We start from the raw sequence: 17,868 nt of genomic DNA, 5'->3' as shown, positions 1-17,868 counted from the left end.
CAACGAACTCGATCAATTCCCTCTCCCTTGGGAGAGGGGGAGAGTTAGGGGCATTTACAACAATTGCCCCAGATTAACGTATTTGGTTTCCAGATACTCATCCAGACCAATATCCGCCCCTTCGCGGCCTAGCCCAGATTCTTTCACTCCGCCAAAAGGCGCAACCTCGGTAGAAATAATCCCTTCATTCACGCCAACCATGCCGCTTTCCAGCGCCTTGGTCACGCGGAAGGCTCGCGCCAGATCACGCGTATACAGATAGGCTGCCAGCCCAAACGGCGTAGCATTGGCACGGCTGATGGCGTCATCCTCGTCGCTAAAGCGGAAGCAGGCGGCCAGCGGGCCAAAGGTTTCTTCCTGCGCCAGACGCATCCGCTCGGTGGCGTTGGCCAGCACGGTAGGCTGGAAGAAGGAGCCGCCGAGCGCATGGCGTTCACCACCGCACACCAGTTTTGCACCCAGCTTCAGGGCGTCCTGCACGTGTGCCTGCACTTTCTCAACCGCTTTCAGATGGATCAGCGGTCCCTGCTGCGCGCCAGGCGTCATGCCCGGAGCCACTTTTAGTGACCGTGCGGCATCGGCCAATTTCTCGACAAAGCGATCGTAAATGCCGTCTTGCACGTAGAAGCGATTGACGCAGACGCAGGTTTGCCCGCTGTTGCGGAATTTGGCCGCCATGGCCCCGGCGACTGCCGCATCGAGATCGGCATCGTCAAATACGAGGAACGGCGCGTTGCCGCCCAGTTCCAGCGACAGCTTTTTCACCGTATCTGCCGCCTGGCGCATCAACAGCTTGCCGACCGGGGTTGAGCCGGTGAAGGAGACTTTGCGCACCAATGGGCTGGTCATCAGCGTTTCACCAATGGCGGCGGTATCTCCGGTGACCGCGTTAATCACCCCGGCAGGAACCCCTGCCTGTTCAGCCAGTACAATCAGGGCGAAAGCGGAAAGCGGGGTTTCGTTGGCAGGTTTGACCACCGCAGTACAACCCGCAGCCAATGCAGGGCCAAGCTTGCGTGTCAGCATCGCCAGAGGGAAATTCCACGGAGTGATCGCCGCGATCACCCCAACCGGCTCCTTAAACGTGAGAATTTGATTGCCACTCTTGGTTGCCTGAATTGTCTTGCCGTAGGCGCGTTTACCTTCTTCGGCGAACCATTCGATAAAGCTGGCGGCGTAGACCACTTCGCCGGTGGCCTCGCTCAACACCTTACCTTGCTCGGTGACCATCAATTCCGCCAGTTGATCTTTATGCTGCACGATCAGCTGAAACCAGCGTTGCAGGATTTCTGCCCGCGCCTTGGCCGTTTGAGCGCGCCATGCCGGGAGTGCAGCGGCGGCGGCTGCAATGGCGGCCTGCGTTTCAGTGCGGCCTGCCAGCGCAACATCGGTAACCTTTTCGCCGGTGGCCGGATTATTGACCGGGTAAGTGCTGGCAGCCGTTTGCCAACTGCCGTTGCAGTACCAGCCGGTACGAAGCAATGAAGCATAAGCCGTCATGCGATATTCCTTGTCTCTAGGTTATCTACTGCAAAAAAACCGCGCGCCGCACGGCTTTCACGCGTAATACGCTTGCCTGCGGTGTAGTCGTTAATCACATCGCAAGGGGTATAGTTGCGCTCCAGCTCGTAGCGTTCATCTTCACTGAGATGGGTATCCAGTGCCGCCACGGCGCTGTCGATCTGTTGTGTTGAGTCCGCTCCAACCAGCATACAGTCGACCCCGGGATGGTTGATGACCCAGGCCTGGGCAATCTGGGCGGCTGGGACTCCGCGCTGCTGGGCAACCTGGCTTACCGACTGTGCCACGTTAAACGAGGTGGCATCGGCATACATTTCCTGGGTGAAGAAGTCGGTTTTGTTGCGCACGGAGTTGAAGTCGCAGCTCAATAACCCCCTGGCTAATGGGCTGAAGACCGATACCCCCAGCCCCTGATCGCGGCAGAATGGGATCATTTCACGCTCTTCCTCGCGGTAAGCGCAGTTGAGTTGCAATTGCATATTGATCGGTTTGGCGTAGCCGTTGCGTTCGCAGCACCACAGGATTTTGGCCAACTGCCAGGTATACATGGTCGATACGCCGACATAACGCGCCTTGCCGGAACGCACGATATCGTTCATTGCCGCCCAGGTTTCTTCGATCGGCGTTGTCACGTCGAAGTAGTGCAGCATGTAGATATCCACATAGTCGGTGCCCAGGCGACGCAGGCTGGCGTCGATGCTCTCCATGATATGTTTGCGGGAATGCCCCTGATTGTTGAAACCAGCGCCAATCGGATAGCCCACTTTGGTGGTCAGCACCAGTTCGTCGCGGTTGGCAATGCGCCTGATCACCCGTCCTACCACCTCTTCCCCGGCACCGCTGGAGTAGAAGTCAGCCAGATCGATAAAGTTGATGCCGCTTTCCAACGCGTGGCGGATCAACGGCTCGCTTTGCGCTTCATCGAAAATCCACGGTTTCCACTGTTTGCTACCCATATTCATGGTGCCGAGGCACAGGCGAGAGACTTTCAGGCCACACTGGCCCAGATTGATGTATTCCATGGCGCTCTCCTCATGCCTTAGGGGTGTAGAAAGGGTTGCCTAACTGCGGCAGGGCTTGGGTCAGTTGGCTGCGCGTTGGCAATTTTTCCATCGCTGCACGAATTGCCTGGGTACAGGCACGATAGTTATTGCGATAAACCTCGTCGATATCGTTACAGCCTGGGTTCACCCAGTTGGCGGTGACGATGCACCACTCATCTTCCGCCTGTGCAGGCAAAATGCCCTCCAGCAGCGCCTCGGTCACCGCTTTGGCAATGGCGGCCTGCGAGGCTCCCCAGGTGGCATTGCCATGCAACTCACCGCCGATCTCCGCTTTATTGACGTACAGCGTCATCGGCTTGGCAGGCACATTGGGTTTGATCACCACCATAAAAGGACAATGCCCTTGGCTGGGGGAGGCCAGGCTTGAGGCGAATGCCTGGCCGACTACGCCATTACGAGGGCCGATCATGATATTGATATGCGAGGCATTGACGCCGTTACCTTCAAACCCTTCACCGATATACATTTCCACAAAAATCTCCTGTTCTCATCAAGGTGGTGTTATTTAGCCGGAACGGCGAAAGCGTTGTCTGCCTGTGATACCGGGCCTTGCGCAGCATCAACCAGCGTCAGGCCTTTGGTTTCTGGTGCCCAGGCGATGGAAACGATGGCGCCAATAATCAATATCAACGCCAGGATGGCGGTAGTGGTTGGCATGCCGTAATGCACGATGGCCAGGGGCAGCAGGCCAGTACCGATAGCCGAACCCAGACGACTCATCGAGGTGGCGAAGCCGACACCCATTGAACGTACTTCTGTAGGGAAGCTTTCGGCGGGGAAAACGCCCACCAGGTTGCTTACCGCGGACATCACTAGCGTAAAGGCGGCAAAGCAGGCGATCAGCCAGGCCGTTTGGCTGGCAGGAATAATGCTCAGCATCACCAGACAGGCGGCGAGGAAGATAAAAGAGCCAATCAGGAAGCCACGGCGTGAGCAAACCACCGTCAGCACAATCCCCAACAACGCCCCGACGATCAGCAGGCCGTTCAGCAACAGGTCGGTAGAGAAGCTGTTATCCAACCCCATCACCTGGAGAATGGAGGGCAGGAAGGTATAGATGGCGAAATAGGGGATCACCAGACAGACGAAGAACAGGCTGTTAAAGGCGGTGCGGCGGCGGTATTTAGGGCCAAAGAGCGACAGAAAACGCTGTTTGGACATCACCGGGGCCTCATCGATCAGCAAGACATTCGGGCCGAAGTATTTATGCACGATCGCCATGGCCTGTTCGCGCCGCCCCTTACCCATCAACCAGCGTGGGGATTCCGGCGTGCCGATGCGCATCAACAGAATGGCCAAAGCGGGGATGGCTGAAGAAGACAGCAGCCAGCGCCAGGCATCCGGCCCTAATGCCGTCAGGAAGTGGCCTGCGAAACCGGCAGCCACGTAGCCGAAAGTCCAGATCACGCTGAATGAACCGAGTAACACACCCCGGTGTTTACGGGGAGAAAACTCGGCCAGCATGGTGTGCCCTACCGAGAAATCTCCCCCAAGCCCGATCCCTACCATTACCCGTAGCAGGAACAGCTGTTCTGGCGTGGTGGCGAAGAATTGCAGTGCCGAGGCGAGGGTAATAATCACAAAGCTGAAACTGAAGATTTTCTGGCGGCCGATGTAGTCGGAGATCCACCCTAGAACCAGGCTACCCATAAACAGCCCGATCAGCGCCGAGCTGCCGAGCATGCCCTCCCAGAATGGAGTAAGGCCCATTTGCGGTTTGATCTGGGCCAGTGCGAAGCCGATCACGCCCAGCACATAGCCGTCGGTGAAGTGAGCGCCGAAGGTCAGCCCGGCGATTTTGATATGGAACCGATTTAACGGGACGTCATCCATGCGGATCTGTTGTTGTGTTAAATGCTGCATCTACCTGTCCTCCTGTTGGAGCGGTGCTTGTAGGGATGTTGTTGGTTTTTTGTTTTTATGACGTTAACAATGTGGCAGCGAGCGAGGCGCTAGGCGAGTGCGTTTTAGTCATACCCCTCAGCAGAAAATGCATGTGATCTGCCTCTGGTTTTAGGCAAATAAACGCTGCGCACCCTGAGGTAATGCAGCAAATTGACAACATGTTATTAACATTGCGAGTGTTTGATGCCGAGGTAAATGGACGGTGAGAAAACTTCCATCTCTCAGTATGTTACGAGTCTTCGAGGAAACCTGCCGGACGCTGAGTTTCAGCAAGGCCGCCGACGCTCTGTTTATCACTCAGAGCGCGGCTAGCCGTCAGATGAAGCAGTTGGAGGAGTTTCTTGGCAAGCTGCTGTTTGTGCGCAGCCACAGCGGTCTGGCATTGACGCAAGATGCCATGCTGCTGCTGCCGGTGGTGCGGCAATCGTTGGATATTCTGGAGGAGGGCGTGCGCCACGTGCAACTGCATAATCCCTTGCAGCACCTGCGCTTGCAGATTGCACCGACCTTCGCCACCCGTTGGCTTGCCCCGCGTCTGGTCACGCTGCGCCAGCGTAATAGCCAGTTGCAGATTGCCCTGATCAGCGAAACCCGGCAGAAATACTGTGATTTTGACTGTGCGGTTCGTTTTGGCCAGGCTTCGGAAGGTGTTGATGGCGAATGGCTGTGTCATGAGCAACTGGTGCTGGTGGGCAGCCCATTGTTGATGATCAATGGCGTGTTTCCTCCGCTCAATACCCAGCCGCAGCTGCATATTCTTGATGGTGATAGCCGGATGGACACCTGGCAACGCTGGTTGGCAGCGGCAGGGCGCAGTGAGGTGCAAGAACTTGGCGGATTGGAGTTCAGCACCCAGGATCAGGTGATCAACGCTTGTATTACCGGCGCGGGCTATGCGGTGCTGGATAAGATGATGATCCGCAATGAATTGAACAGTGGATTGTTGATACTACTCTCGCCGCTGGAGCTGAAAAGTACCAACGGCTACTGGTTGGAGATCCCGCCAGGTAAGCGGGAATTACCCCGCGTACAGTATTTTCATGATTGGTTGCGGGCCGAGATTGGCCGGGTAGACGCGGTTAACGGGTAAGTTGCCAACCCCGCTGTTGCCACAGCGTAGGCAGTTGTGCCAGATCGTCAAACGTCGTCACCAACGGGTGATCGATCGGTTGATTATGAGGATCGGCGCAGAAGTAGAACACCGGAATGCCAGCCGCGATCCCCGCCTGGGCACCGGCAACGGAATCATCCACCAAAATACAGCGCTCTACGGGCACCTGCATCTGTTCGGCGGCATGGAAAACGATGGCCGGATCGGGTTTCCAGCGTTGAATATCGTAACCGCTGAACAACCGGTCATCAAAATAGGACAGCATGTCGGTTAACCCCAGGGAATGCTGCATTTTGCTCACCGGGCCGTTAGAAACGGTGCACATCGGGGCATTCATTTGTGCCAGCAGCTCACGCGCACCGGCAATCGGCTGGAGCTCGGCATCAAACAGACGGGCCACTTCCTGGCGAAAAATCGGCTCCAGATCGCTGGTGGGTAAATTTACCCCTTGCTCAGCGTTAACCCGCTCAATAATCTCGTAGAGTTTGATCCCTTTGTACTTTTTAAATACCTCTTCCAGTGCCAGCTCGATGCCGTAGTGGGCAAACATATGCACATAGGCCTTGCTGCACAGCACTTCGCTATCTACCAGTGTGCCATCGCAATCAAATAAAACACATTCAACCTGATTCATTGGGGTAAGCGCCCTCGGTTAAGTCATGACTGCTGTTACTTTAACCGGATCGCAGCGGGTTGTCCCCCTTTGGCAATCAATCTCAATAAATACAACTTGTTGGCCGTTATAGCCGTAAAGATGGCGAAAAAAACCTGTGAGCGAGGTCAAAACCCGGACTTTTTGTTATAGGATAGCCAGCGACAGTCCTAATCCCTCTTCGGAATTCTATAATGAGCAAACAAGACCTCAGCCTTGATGCCAATCAGGGCTTGCTTGAGCGCGTGTTTAAACTCAAGCAGCATGGCACCACGGTACGTACGGAAACGATTGCCGGCCTCACCACCTTTTTAACCATGGTGTATATCGTGTTCGTTAACCCGCAGATCCTGGGTGCGGCGGGCATGGATACCCAGGCGGTGTTTGTCACCACCTGCCTGGTTGCCGCATTGGGCAGTATCCTGATGGGCTTGCTGGCTAACCTGCCGGTGGCGCTGGCTCCAGCGATGGGCCTCAACGCGTTCTTCGCGTTTGTGGTGGTCGGCGCGATGGGGATTTCATGGCAGGTCGGCATGGGCGCTATTTTCTGGGGCGCAATCGGTTTCCTGTTGCTGACCATTTTCCGTATTCGCTACTGGATGATTGCCAATATCCCGCTGAGCCTGCGCGTGGGCATCACCAGCGGTATCGGCCTGTTTATCGCCATGATGGGGCTGAAAAACGCCGGTATCGTGGTCGCCAACCCGGATACGCTGGTAGCCGTAGGCAATCTGACCTCCCACAGCGTGCTGCTGGGAGCCTTGGGCTTCTTTATTATCGCGGTGCTGGCTTCGCGTAATATCCATGCTGCGGTACTGGTTTCTATCGTGGTAACCACGCTGATCGGCTGGGCATTGGGCGACGTGAAGTATGGCGGCGTATTTTCCCTACCGCCGGACGTCACCTCCGTGGTCGGCCAGGTGGATATCGCCGGGGCGCTGAATATTGGCCTGGCAGGTGTGATTTTCTCCTTTATGCTGGTCAACCTGTTTGACTCCTCGGGTACGCTGATCGGAGTGACTGACAAGGCTGGCCTGACGGATGAAAACGGCAAGTTCCCGCGTATGAAGCAGGCGCTGTACGTGGACAGTATCACCTCGGTAGCGGGTGCTTTTGCGGGTACGTCTTCGGTCACCGCCTATATTGAAAGCTCCTCTGGGGTGGCCGTTGGTGGGCGCACTGGCCTGACCGCCGTGGTAGTAGGCATTCTCTTCCTGCTGGTGATTTTCCTGTCACCGCTGGCGGAAATGGTGCCAACCTATGCTGCTGCGGGCGCGCTGATTTATGTGGGGGTGCTGATGACCTCCAGCCTGGCGCGGGTGAAGTGGGAAGATATGACCGAAGCGGTTCCGGCCTTTGTGACCGCCGCCATGATGCCTTTCAGCTTCTCGATCACCGAAGGGATTGCCCTGGGCTTTATCTCTTACTGCATCATGAAGCTGGGCACCGGCCGCTGGCGTGAAATCAGCCCCTGCGTGATCGTGGTGGCGCTGTTGTTCGTGCTGAAAATTGCGTTTGTTGACGGGCATTAATACCCGCGACATAGGGGCCTAACATGCGTTAGGCCCTGATAAATTCAGCAACATTGAGGGGCATTCTGCCCCTGTAACTCTCAAGCGCCCGGTGAGGCATCCTCTTCTCTACCCATTACCCAGCGTAAAGGCCGGTTATACCGCGTCTGCCAGCCACCGATATTATCTTCCCCCTCGGCAAAATTGGCGATCTCGACCTGATTTTTGTCTCTGAACAAGTCAGCAAAATTAAGAGCCAGCGCTCGATCGTTGAAATTCTGCCGATCGTAATAGGCAATCATGATGCGTTTGTTTTCTGCCAGTGAATGCTTCGCCGGGAGAAGGCGGCCCTTCGGGGCAATCAGCAGCGCTCCGGAATAAAACTGCGGGTAATTGGCCATTAGGTTAGCCGCATGTAGCGCCCCCTGACCACGGGCGGTCAGGTAAACCTGTTGGAGATTGAGCTTCAGCTTGGGGCCCAGGCTTTCCAGGGTGCGTTGAATGGCGCTCTGGGTGCTGGTAGAACTGTAGTTAGACCAGCGAAAGCTCCCTTCCGCCAGCATCTGCGTGCCGTTTATCTCAATATAGGCCACCCCTGCCTCGGCAAACAGCAACCGATCTTCTGGGATGATGGTGGCGGCTTTCCCGTAGGGGTGGAGGTAGACGATGGTTGGCCAGCCTCCTGCCGGTGGCTCGCCATTCGGCACGGCATAGTGAGGTTTACCTTCAAATTTTGCGGCGTGTTGTTGATAGCGCGCTTTGGTGGTCGCCAGAATTGAACGGTAGGTGTCACTTTGCTGAATGCTGCTGAACGAGTCGTCTTCCAGCAGATTGTAGTAATACCACAATCCTCGCTTGGCGCTAAGTTGCAGATAACGTTCGGCTAGCTCGGTCTGGCCCTGTTCGGCCGAGGAGGCAGCCAGTTGAAAGGGGGCCCAGATATTACGGCCATCTTCACGCATCAGCGTCAGATATAACGACGTGGCGCCGGCTTTTTTATCCTCCTGATTGTAGGCTGAGCGGGGCAACGGTTTACTCAGCGGGCTATGGATAGGCAGTTCTAGCGGCTCTTCTCCCTCAGGATAGAGCATGGGTGCAGCAAACAATGGACTGGTGGCAAAAGCCAAAAAGATGGCTAAAATAAAAAAAGGCATGATTTTATAACTTTGTTTTTCAATAATATTAATGAGAAAACGATTAAAAACGGCGCCTTCGATAGTGTTATCTCCGGGCGCCGCCTGGCAGCTTATTTTACGCGGCGGATATAGTCGCTGAATGCGGACAACTGGCCGGTCAGGAAATCCCGTGTGCCTTGGTCAACCAGTTCACCCGCCTGCTCATCAACCTTATTCTGTATCACTCCCCCCATAAACTCAGGTTTGTTGATTACCATGGCATCCAGGAACACCAGGATCTGGCGTAGGTGATATTGGCAACGTGCGCCGCCAATCGGCCCCATTGAGCTGGTCTGGATCGCCACCGGTTTGCCGGCCAACGGTTGGTTAGGCAAACGGGACAGCCAGTCGATGGCGTTTTTCAGGCCACCTGGCACAGAGTAGTTATATTCTGGCGTTACGATGATCACGCCGTCAGCCTGGCGGATTTGTTCGGCAATGGCTTCTACCGTGGCCGGGAAACCCTCTTCTTGCTGGTGGTCTGCATCGTACAGTGGGATATCGCGTATGGAGGGAAGGGCTTCGATAGTGACACCCTGAGGAGCTAACTGAGGTAAAGCGCGTGCGACTATGGCGTTATAAGAGCCTTTACGCAGGCTCCCCAGTAGCGTGACGATCTTTAGTGCTTGCTCTGACATTTTGATTCTCCCTTTTCTGATGAACAGACTCAGCTTAGAACAACCAGCAGATAATAGGGCAAATAGGTGATGTATCCTAGGCAGAGTCTAAGTTTTTATCTGTTTTTACAATTCAAAGCAGTAAATCATGCGTTAAGGAAAGTTTTGTTTTGTATATTCCCCCGAAGACAGACGTTAAATCGGTGCTTTCAACGTGTAACAGAAGCGAGGCTGGTCAATTTCAAAAAGTGCGTGGAGGGAGGTGGGTTACGTGATGAAATTTCGTCGCATTTCTGTAAGCCCTGGCTTTCGTCATATTGCCAGCAGATCAGCCGATCCAAGCCAGGCTGATGGGCACAGGCCCAGCTGAGATACTCACCTGCATCACTCATGACGTGCACGTTGGGTAGGGTGTTGCAGCGTAATTGGCCGGAAAAAGGGTGCAAATTCAGCAAACCCTGGCCGCTGTTACCCAAGCCGGCCAGTTTCAGCACGCATTGGCGAATGCTCCACAGTTGGGTTTCAGCTTCCAAACGGTCGTGCTGTGCCGCAATCCAGGCGTTCTCTGTGGTGCTGGAGTATTGATGCAGCAGGTTGTGACTCCGCGCGCGCATCACCTCAATATCCAACCCTACCTTGCCTTCCAGGCTCAGTAGCACGCCTATGGTATTGCCAGCATAGGCGAGGCTGAAGTCAGGTAGATGATGATCGGCAAAGCACGGTCGCCCGGTCGGTGCCGTAGCAATGGGGGGAAGTACCGGGATACCATACAAATAAAATATCATTTCGGCCAACAGGATCCGGCCTTGCAAAAAACGCCGACGGCGCTTGACGGAGAAGCTAGCAGTTCTTTCGATCAGGTCTTTAGGTAGCCGATGGGTCTCTAAACGCTCTGCAACCGTATCCCATCGGATAAAATGACAAGCCATTGTTCACTCCATGACCGAGGCTCATAAAAAAACTGGAGTGCTAGAGTAAGCATTACGTTAAGATTTTTCATTAAGAATTCGCATGATCTTTTTCTTAATTATTCTTCTGTTGAATGAAAAAACAGCGGAGTGGCAGGAGTGCGGCGCGGGGCAGACTTTGGCGGGTGTAAAAATAAAGCCAAGCATAAACAGTGAGTTAATGCTTGGCTTTGGACGCTGAAGAGGTCGTGTATCTGAACCTTGGGTTACTTACCAATACAGAAGCTGGAGAAGATGCGCCCGAGCAGGTCATCGGAGGTAAACTCCCCGGTGATTTCGCTCAATGCCTGCTGTGCCAACCGCAGTTCTTCGGCCAGCAACTCCCCCGCGTAAGCGCTCACTAACTGTTCTTTACCCTGCACCAGATGCTGTGCCGCCTGCTCCAGTGCTTGCAAATGACGGCGGCGGGCCAGGAAGCCACCTTCCATATTGCTGGTGAAGCCCATGCTCTGCTTCAGATGGTCACGCAGCAGGTCGATCCCCTCACCGGTACGCGCCGACAGGCGAATAAGTGAGTGACCATTTACTTCGCTCAGGCCCAATGCCTCGCCGGTAATGTCGGCCTTGTTGCGCACGACGGTGATCGGCAAAGTGCTGGGCAGACGTGCCATAAATTCTGGCCAGATCTCGGCGGGTTCGGTGGCGTCGGTGGTGGTGCCATCCACCATAAACAGCACGCGATCCGCCTGTTCGATCTCGTTCCAGGCACGTTCGATGCCGATACGCTCAACTTCGTCGCTGGCTTCCCGCAGCCCGGCGGTATCGATAATGTGCAGTGGCATGCCATCGATATGAATATGTTCGCGCAACACATCGCGCGTGGTACCTGCAATGTCGGTGACGATAGCCGCTTCACGTCCTGCCAGCTCATTGAGCAGGCTCGATTTGCCAGCGTTGGGCCGCCCGGCGATCACTACCTTCATCCCTTCACGCAGCAGGCTGCCTTGACGCGCTTCGGCTCGTACGCCGTCCAGATCGGCCATCACGCCGTTCAGCTGAGCTTCGATTTTACCGTCCGAAAGGAAGTCGATCTCCTCATCCGGGAAGTCGATCGCCGCTTCTACATAGATGCGCAGGTGAGTGAGCGCTTCCACAAGCTGATGGATACGGATGGAAAAAGCGCCTTGCAGCGAGTTCATCGCTGAACGGGCTGCCTGTTCGGAACTGGCATCAATCAGATCGGCAATGGCTTCAGCCTGGGCTAAATCCAGCTTGTCATTGAGGAAAGCGCGCTCCGAGAACTCTCCTGGGCGGGCAATCCGCACGTCTGGCAGCGCCAACACGCGCTTGAGCAGCAGATCGAGGATCACCGGCCCACCGTGGCCCTGTAGTTCCAGCACGTCTTCACCGGTAAAGGAATTGGGGCCGGGGAACCACAGTGCAATCCCCTGATCCAGCGTGCTGCCTTCGGCGTCACGGAACGGCAGATAATCGGCATAACGAGGCTTGGGCAGTTTACCGAGTACCGCCAGGGCAACGTCCTTGGCTCCGCGGCCTGAAATGCGCAGGATGCCGACACCGCCGCGTCCGGGCGGAGTAGCAAGAGCAGCGATGGTATCGGTGGTGTTCATAGCGGTTTATCTCTCTGACAATATGCAAAAAGGCGGTCTAATGACCGCCTCTACTGGCAACGTGGCTGGTGTCGTAGGGGCACTGGCCCCTACGGATGTTGCCTAAAACAAGACTAGACTTTCTTCTTGTCGCGGCTGTGCAGACCACGTTTTTCCAGCCCGCGGTAAATCAGCTGCTGCTGGACGATGGTCACCAGGTTACTGACGATATAGTACAGCACCAGACCAGACGGGAACCACAGGAAGAACACTGTGAAGATCACCGGCATAAAGGTCATGATTTTCTGCTGCATCGGGTCAGTCACGGTGGTTGGTGACATCTTCTGGATGAAGTACATGGTCACACCCATCAGCACTGGCAGGATGTAGTACGGGTCTTGCGCCGACAGGTCATGGATCCACCAGATGAACGGCGCATGACGCAGCTCAACCGAGCCCATCAGCATGTAGTACAGGGCCAGGAAGATTGGCATCTGGATAACCAGCGGCAAGCAACCCCCTAACGGGTTCACCTTCTCAGCTTTGTACAACGCCATCATTTCCTGGCTCATACGCTGCTTGTCATCACCGATACGTTCACGCATCGCCTGCAGTTTTGGCTGCAGCATGCGCATTTTGGCCATCGAGGTGTACTGCGCTTTGGTCAGCGGGTACATGATGCCGCGCACGATGAAGGTGATGATGATGATCGAGAAGCCCCAGTTGCCGATGAAACTGTGAATGAACTTCAGCAGTTTGAACAGCGGTTGGGAGATGAACCACAGCCAGCCGTAATCAACGGTCAGATCCAGATGCGGTGCCAGTTGGGCCATCTGATCTTGCAGCTCTGGGCCAACCCACAGGGTTGCATTCAGCTGCTTCTCAGCACCTGGCTGTACAATTACTGGCTCAGCTTTAAAGCCGATGGCAGACAGGTTGGTACCTGGCTTAGAGGTATAGAACGTGTTGACGCCCTGAGTCTGCGGCACCCACGCGGTGGCGAAGTACTGTTGCAACATCGCAATCCAGCCGCCCTGGGTGGTGACGTTCAGATTCTCATCCTTGTCGAACGCATACTTTTGGTATTTGTTGTCGCTGGAAGAGTAAGCCGCACCACGGAAGGTATGCAGCGCAAAGTTGTTGCTGCCGGTGTCACGATGCTTAGGCAAGTCGGTGGTCTGCTTCAACTGGCCAAACAGGGTCAGTTCCAGCGGAGTCGCGCTTTTGTTGACGATGGAATAGTCCACGCCAACGGCATAATGGTTACGCTTGAGCACAAAGGTCTTGGTGAAGACCGAGCCGTCTTTGCCGGTAAAGGTCAGCGGAATACGCAGTTCATCCTGGCCATCAGCCAGCGTGAAGGTATCCTGCGCCGCCTCAAACAGAGGACGCTCGCCGTTTGCCGGGTTATCCGGGCCGTCTCTGCCCGTCAGGCCGCTTTGTGCCTGGTAGACGAATGACGGAGTGGATTCCAGCAGCGTAAATGGAGTCGATGAACCCAGGGTATCCGGGTAGGCCAACAGTTTAGCCTGCTCGATATCGCCACCACGGGTATTGATGGTCAGCGACAGCACGTCAGTGTTAACGGTGATCAGTTTACCCTGGCCACTGCCTGGTACAGCTGAACTTGCGGCATCACCGGTTGCTGGGTTCGCAGTCTGTTGCGTGGTCTGGGTGGCTGCTGGTTGCGGAGCGTTGTCCACTTGCCAGGCCTGCCAGATCATGAAAGACACGAACAGCAGAGCGATGAGGAGAAGATTGCGTTGCGAATCCATCGTTAGTGTTCTCTGTTATCGTCGGTTTTCGGCGGCACGGGATCATCGCCACCTGGGTTCAAAGGGTGGCATTTTAATACGCGTTTCAATGTCAACCAACTGCCTTTTAACATGCCAAACCTGCGTAATGCCTCAATTGCGTAATGAGAACATGTCGGCTGGAAGCGACAACGTGGCCCAAGCAGCGGGCTGAGCACGAGCTGATACGCCCGAACCAGCCCGATCAGGATGCGGGAGCCTGGCGACAGTGGCGACGCCATAATTTTTCCAAAGCTTCCGTCAGTGCACGATTATCCAAATCCGCTATCCCTTTTTTGGCCACCACCACAAAATCCATCGCCGGTAGTTCGTGCTGACGTAAACGGAAGCTCTCGCGGGTTAGGCGTTTGATCCGGTTGCGTTCATGCGCGCGCTTGACGTGTTTTTTGGCGACGGTAAGACCGATGCGGGGATGCCCCAGCTGGTTCAGGCGGCCGAGGATGGTGATTTGCGGCGTGCCAGCCCGTTGTGGCTGCTGGAAGACGAAAGTGAAATGAGTGGGAGTTAACAAACGTAACTCCCTAGGAAAAGCGAGCTTAACCACTCAGCGGGTTAGCTTTTATTACTTAGAAACAGTCAGACGAGTACGGCCTTTCGCACGACGGCGGGCCAGAACTTGACGACCATTCTTGGTGGCCATACGAGCACGGAAACCGTGGCTACGGTTACGCTTCAGTACGGACGGTTGGAAAGTGCGTTTCATAGCGATTTCTACCTAAACTTAAATGAAATACTGATAAGTCAAATGCGTTTGGCTACTCGGCGTGAAGATGACCGACGCCTCAATCGCAATACATAAAGAGGCGGGATTGTAATAATTGTACAGTCCTGAGTCAATTCACATCGCGCTAGCCTACCTGGTTGTCTGCCAATTCGGAGTAAAATCCGGTGTTGGCCCGTGGTCACCGCAGAATCCTGTCTTGGCTAAATGACTCACCATTAAGGAACCAGGTATCACACGTGGGCGAAGATTATACGGACTCGGGGGTAAATCACAAGGATCTCCGTACGATCCTGCGTGTTTTCTGCAAGGATCCGCGTGGATAACCAGGTATAACCTGTGAAAGGCGCTAAAACCCGGCCCCACAGGCTCAGATCTCATCGGTGTCGATCCAGGGCTGGTTAAAAACTGGCCACTCTTCACGGGCTGTGGATAAAATGGATCTAATCTGTGATGAAGGGGAGGATCTCTTGCGCAGATTGCGCTATGATCCGTCATTCCGATCGCGATCCCAAATCAGGATCGTTAAGGGCATAAACCGTGAAAGGCGGTTCGCATACCCTACAGGTTTTTCAGCCAATACCGGGCGTGTGTCAAAAATCATGAGTTATAAAAAAGTAGCCTGATTCTTTTCTTTTTATTGATCTTGTTCGAGTGGAGTCCGCCGTGTCACTTTCGCTTTGGCAGCAGTGTCTTGCCCGATTGCAGGATGAGTTACCTGCCACAGAATTTAGTATGTGGATACGCCCATTGCAGGCGGAACTGAGTGACAATACCCTGGCGCTGTATGCGCCCAATCGTTTTGTGCTGGATTGGGTTCGCGATAAGTACTTAAACAATATCAATGGCCTGTTGAATGATTTCTGCGGTACGGATGCGCCGCTGTTGCGTTTTGAGGTGGGCAGCAAGCCACTGACACAAACCCTCAGCCAGCCCGTGATGGCCAGCGTCAACAGCGCTCCGGTTGCCCCGGTGGTGCGCACGGCTGCACCGTCCCGCCCAAGCTGGGACAATGCGGCACCGCCGCCTGAGCTGTCCTATCGTTCCAACGTCAACCCCAAGCACACCTTCGATAACTTCGTTGAGGGTAAGTCTAACCAGCTGGCTCGTGCTGCGGCGCGGCAGGTGGCAGACAATCCGGGGGGCGCTTATAACCCACTGTTCCTGTATGGCGGTACCGGCCTGGGTAAAACGCACCTGTTGCATGCGGTAGGCAACGGCATCATGGCGCGTAAGGCCAATGCCAAAGTGGTGTATATGCACTCGGAACGCTTTGTGCAGGACATGGTCAAGGCGCTGCAAAATAACGCCATTGAAGAATTCAAACGCTACTACCGCTCGGTGGATGCGTTGCTGATCGATGATATTCAATTCTTTGCCAACAAAGAGCGTTCACAGGAAGAGTTCTTCCATACCTTTAACGCCCTGTTGGAAGGCAATCAACAGATCATCCTGACCTCGGATCGCTATCCAAAAGAGATCAACGGGGTGGAAGATCGTTTGAAATCCCGCTTCGGCTGGGGCCTGACGGTGGCGATCGAGCCGCCGGAACTGGAAACCCGCGTCGCGATCCTGATGAAAAAGGCCGACGAGAACGATATCCGTCTGCCGGGCGAAGTGGCGTTCTTTATCGCCAAACGCCTGCGTTCCAACGTGCGTGAGCTCGAAGGGGCGCTGAACCGGGTGATCGCCAACGCCAACTTTACTGGCCGCGCCATCACCATCGATTTCGTGCGTGAAGCACTGCGGGATCTGCTGGCGTTGCAGGAAAAGCTGGTCACCATCGACAATATCCAGAAGACGGTGGCCGAGTACTACAAAATCAAAATCGCGGACCTGCTGTCTAAACGGCGTTCGCGCTCGGTTGCCCGCCCGCGCCAGATGGCGATGGCATTGGCAAAAGAGCTCACCAACCACAGCCTGCCAGAAATCGGCGATGCGTTTGGTGGCCGCGACCATACTACGGTGTTGCACGCCTGCCGGAAGATTGAGCAGCTGCGTGAGGAAAGTCACGACATCAAAGAAGATTTCTCCAATTTAATCAGAACATTGTCGTCATAGCCCATATGAAATTTATCGTTGAACGTGAGCATCTGCTAAAACCGCTGCAACAGGTGAGCAGCCCACTGGGTGGCCGCCCGACGCTGCCAATTCTGGGTAACCTGCTGCTGCAGGTGACGGAAGGTTCCCTGTTGCTGACAGGTACCGATCTGGAGATGGAGATGGTGGCCCGCGTTGCCCTGTCTCAGCCCCATGAAGCGGGCGCGACGACCGTCCCCGCGCGTAAATTCTTTGATATCTGCCGTGGCCTGCCGGAAGGGGCTGAGATTACGGTGATCCTCGAAGGCGACCGTATGCTGGTGCGTTCTGGCCGCAGCCGCTTCTCGCTGTCCACGCTGCCGGCGATAGACTTCCCGAATCTGGATGATTGGCAGAGCGAGGTGGAGTTCACCTTGCCGCAGGCGACGTTAAAGCGCCTGATCGAAGCCACCCAGTTTTCGATGGCTCATCAGGATGTGCGTTATTACCTGAACGGTATGCTGTTTGAAACCGAAGGGGAAGAGCTGCGCACCGTGGCTACCGACGGCCACCGCCTGGCGGTGTGTTCGATGCCGATTGGCCAGCAGTTGCCTACTCATTCGGTGATCGTGCCGCGTAAAGGGGTGATGGAGCTGGTCCGCTTGCTGGACGGTGGTGATACGCCGCTACGGGTGCAGATTGGCAGCAACAACATCCGCGCTCACGTCGGTGACTTTATCTTCACCTCCAAGCTGGTTGATGGCCGTTTCCCTGATTATCGCCGCGTATTGCCGAAAAATCCGGACAAAACGCTGGATGCGGGCTGTGACCTGCTCAAGCAGGCGTTTGCCCGTGCGGCCATTCTGTCGAACGAAAAGTTCCGCGGTGTGCGCCTGTACGTCAGCCAGAACCAGCTCAAGATCACCGCCAACAACCCGGAACAGGAAGAGGCGGAAGAGATCCTCGATGTCAGCTATGATGGCACCGAGATGGAAATTGGTTTCAACGTCAGCTATGTGCTGGACGTGCTGAACGCGCTCAAGTGTGAAAATGTGCGCCTGCTGCTGACCGATTCCGTTTCCAGCGTGCAGATCGAAGACGGTGCCAGTAAGTCTGCCGCCTACGTCGTCATGCCAATGCGACTGTAGAAATTATCGGGCTATCTTACTTGCCCCTTTGCGATTGGGCAGTGCTCGCAATCCTCACGTACTTTAAGTACGCTGCGGTTGCTGTGTGCTGG

Annotated in this window: 17 protein-coding genes; 4 read left to right on the top strand and 13 right to left on the bottom strand. The window is 55.2% G+C overall.

The annotated features are described in order from the left end of the window. Positions 1-54: 54 nt before the first annotated feature. Genes N6G83_RS47055 through N6G83_RS47040 form a run of 4 tightly spaced genes read right to left on the bottom strand, consistent with a single transcriptional unit; the run spans position 55 to position 4,448 of the window. On the bottom strand, positions 55-1,500 hold the full coding sequence (locus N6G83_RS47055; RefSeq protein ID WP_199062986.1) for an NAD-dependent succinate-semialdehyde dehydrogenase: 1,446 nt from the start codon (positions 1,498-1,500) through the stop codon (positions 55-57). Continuing rightward, positions 1,497-2,543: an aldo/keto reductase gene (locus N6G83_RS47050; RefSeq protein WP_024527366.1), complete on the bottom strand. Its 1,047-nt coding sequence runs from the start codon at positions 2,541-2,543 to the stop codon at positions 1,497-1,499. Before N6G83_RS47050 ends, N6G83_RS47055 begins: the two co-directional genes overlap by 4 nt. 10 nt (positions 2,544-2,553) lie before the next feature. After that, positions 2,554-3,057, bottom strand: coding sequence for a formaldehyde-activating enzyme (fae, locus tag N6G83_RS47045; protein ID WP_081375806.1), 504 nt, complete (start codon positions 3,055-3,057; stop codon positions 2,554-2,556). Positions 3,058-3,086: 29 nt separating this feature from the next. Continuing rightward, complete coding sequence (locus N6G83_RS47040) at positions 3,087-4,448, bottom strand: MFS transporter (RefSeq protein WP_074030819.1); 1,362 nt, start codon at positions 4,446-4,448, stop codon at positions 3,087-3,089. 244 nt (positions 4,449-4,692) lie between these two features. On the opposite strand from N6G83_RS47040, the gene N6G83_RS47035 reads away from it, so the two are divergent. Continuing rightward, positions 4,693-5,580 carry a LysR substrate-binding domain-containing protein gene (locus N6G83_RS47035; RefSeq protein WP_162304300.1) on the top strand — a complete coding sequence of 296 codons (888 nt, stop codon included), beginning with the start codon at positions 4,693-4,695 and terminating at the stop codon, positions 5,578-5,580. Here the strand turns inward: N6G83_RS47035 and yieH are convergent. Next, positions 5,570-6,235, bottom strand: a complete 666-nt coding sequence (gene yieH / locus N6G83_RS47030; RefSeq protein WP_024527362.1) for a 6-phosphogluconate phosphatase — start codon at positions 6,233-6,235, stop codon at positions 5,570-5,572. The two genes, N6G83_RS47035 and yieH, sit on opposite strands and share 11 nt — an antisense overlap. 212 nt (positions 6,236-6,447) lie before the next feature. On the opposite strand from yieH, the gene N6G83_RS47025 reads away from it, so the two are divergent. Continuing rightward, positions 6,448-7,785, top strand: a complete 1,338-nt coding sequence (locus N6G83_RS47025) for an NCS2 family permease (protein ID WP_211134722.1) — start codon at positions 6,448-6,450, stop codon at positions 7,783-7,785. Positions 7,786-7,865: 80 nt separating this feature from the next. Here N6G83_RS47025 and N6G83_RS47020 read toward each other — a convergent pair whose 3' ends face one another. From N6G83_RS47020 to rpmH, 8 genes are all read right to left on the bottom strand, one after another. Then, positions 7,866-8,918, bottom strand: a complete 1,053-nt coding sequence (locus tag N6G83_RS47020; RefSeq protein WP_211134723.1) for a hypothetical protein — start codon at positions 8,916-8,918, stop codon at positions 7,866-7,868. 92 nt (positions 8,919-9,010) lie between these two features. Beyond that, a complete protein-coding gene (locus N6G83_RS47015; protein WP_024483320.1) occupies positions 9,011-9,577 on the bottom strand; it encodes an NADPH-dependent FMN reductase in 567 nt (188 codons plus the stop codon). A gap of 188 nt (positions 9,578-9,765) precedes the next feature. Continuing rightward, on the bottom strand, positions 9,766-10,485 hold the full coding sequence (locus N6G83_RS47010) for a 4'-phosphopantetheinyl transferase family protein (protein WP_024527360.1): 720 nt from the start codon (positions 10,483-10,485) through the stop codon (positions 9,766-9,768). A gap of 245 nt (positions 10,486-10,730) precedes the next feature. Then, positions 10,731-12,095: a tRNA uridine-5-carboxymethylaminomethyl(34) synthesis GTPase MnmE gene (gene mnmE, locus N6G83_RS47005; protein ID WP_024527359.1), complete on the bottom strand. Its 1,365-nt coding sequence runs from the start codon at positions 12,093-12,095 to the stop codon at positions 10,731-10,733. 113 nt (positions 12,096-12,208) lie between these two features. After that, positions 12,209-13,849: a membrane protein insertase YidC gene (gene yidC / locus N6G83_RS47000; protein ID WP_074030826.1), complete on the bottom strand. Its 1,641-nt coding sequence runs from the start codon at positions 13,847-13,849 to the stop codon at positions 12,209-12,211. Positions 13,850-13,851: 2 nt separating this feature from the next. Then, complete coding sequence (yidD, locus tag N6G83_RS46995) at positions 13,852-14,109, bottom strand: membrane protein insertion efficiency factor YidD (protein ID WP_025120915.1); 258 nt, start codon at positions 14,107-14,109, stop codon at positions 13,852-13,854. Further along, entirely contained in the window at positions 14,073-14,432 is a 360-nt protein-coding gene (gene rnpA / locus N6G83_RS46990; RefSeq protein ID WP_004950547.1) for a ribonuclease P protein component, read from the bottom strand. Before rnpA ends, yidD begins: the two co-directional genes overlap by 37 nt. 18 nt (positions 14,433-14,450) lie before the next feature. Beyond that, positions 14,451-14,591 (bottom strand): 50S ribosomal protein L34, encoded by a 141-nt coding sequence (gene rpmH / locus N6G83_RS46985; RefSeq protein ID WP_004093983.1) that lies wholly within the window; start codon positions 14,589-14,591, stop codon positions 14,451-14,453. Positions 14,592-15,275: 684 nt separating this feature from the next. Here rpmH and dnaA point away from each other — a divergent pair. Beyond that, a complete protein-coding gene (gene dnaA, locus N6G83_RS46980; RefSeq protein WP_021181394.1) occupies positions 15,276-16,670 on the top strand; it encodes a chromosomal replication initiator protein DnaA in 1,395 nt (464 codons plus the stop codon). 5 nt (positions 16,671-16,675) lie between these two features. Continuing rightward, complete coding sequence (gene dnaN, locus N6G83_RS46975) at positions 16,676-17,776, top strand: DNA polymerase III subunit beta (RefSeq protein ID WP_211134725.1); 1,101 nt, start codon at positions 16,676-16,678, stop codon at positions 17,774-17,776. Positions 17,777-17,868: the final 92 nt, after the last annotated feature.

It is taken from the genome of Serratia sp. PL7, from assembly GCF_945957435.1.
This window is presented reverse-complemented; position numbering and strand designations above follow the sequence as displayed.

What these genes read in the sequence shown, in the direction of transcription:
- N6G83_RS47055 (WP_199062986.1), bottom strand. Translation starts at nt 1,500, where the DNA reads ATGACGGCTTATGCTTCATTGCTTCGTACCGGCTGGTACTGCAACGGC.
- N6G83_RS47050 (WP_024527366.1), bottom strand. Translation starts at nt 2,543, where the DNA reads ATGGAATACATCAATCTGGGCCAGTGTGGCCTGAAAGTCTCTCGCCTG.
- N6G83_RS47040 (WP_074030819.1), bottom strand. Translation starts at nt 4,448, where the DNA reads ATGCAGCATTTAACACAACAACAGATCCGCATGGATGACGTCCCGTTA.
- yieH (WP_024527362.1), bottom strand. Translation starts at nt 6,235, where the DNA reads ATGAATCAGGTTGAATGTGTTTTATTTGATTGCGATGGCACACTGGTA.
- N6G83_RS47025 (WP_211134722.1), top strand. Translation starts at nt 6,448, where the DNA reads ATGAGCAAACAAGACCTCAGCCTTGATGCCAATCAGGGCTTGCTTGAG.
- N6G83_RS47020 (WP_211134723.1), bottom strand. Translation starts at nt 8,918, where the DNA reads ATGCCTTTTTTTATTTTAGCCATCTTTTTGGCTTTTGCCACCAGTCCA.
- N6G83_RS47015 (WP_024483320.1), bottom strand. Translation starts at nt 9,577, where the DNA reads ATGTCAGAGCAAGCACTAAAGATCGTCACGCTACTGGGGAGCCTGCGT.
- N6G83_RS47010 (WP_024527360.1), bottom strand. Translation starts at nt 10,485, where the DNA reads ATGGCTTGTCATTTTATCCGATGGGATACGGTTGCAGAGCGTTTAGAG.
- mnmE (WP_024527359.1), bottom strand. Translation starts at nt 12,095, where the DNA reads ATGAACACCACCGATACCATCGCTGCTCTTGCTACTCCGCCCGGACGC.
- yidC (WP_074030826.1), bottom strand. Translation starts at nt 13,849, where the DNA reads ATGGATTCGCAACGCAATCTTCTCCTCATCGCTCTGCTGTTCGTGTCT.
- yidD (WP_025120915.1), bottom strand. Translation starts at nt 14,109, where the DNA reads ATGGCGTCGCCACTGTCGCCAGGCTCCCGCATCCTGATCGGGCTGGTT.
- rpmH (WP_004093983.1), bottom strand. Translation starts at nt 14,591, where the DNA reads ATGAAACGCACTTTCCAACCGTCCGTACTGAAGCGTAACCGTAGCCAC.
- dnaN (WP_211134725.1), top strand. Translation starts at nt 16,676, where the DNA reads ATGAAATTTATCGTTGAACGTGAGCATCTGCTAAAACCGCTGCAACAG.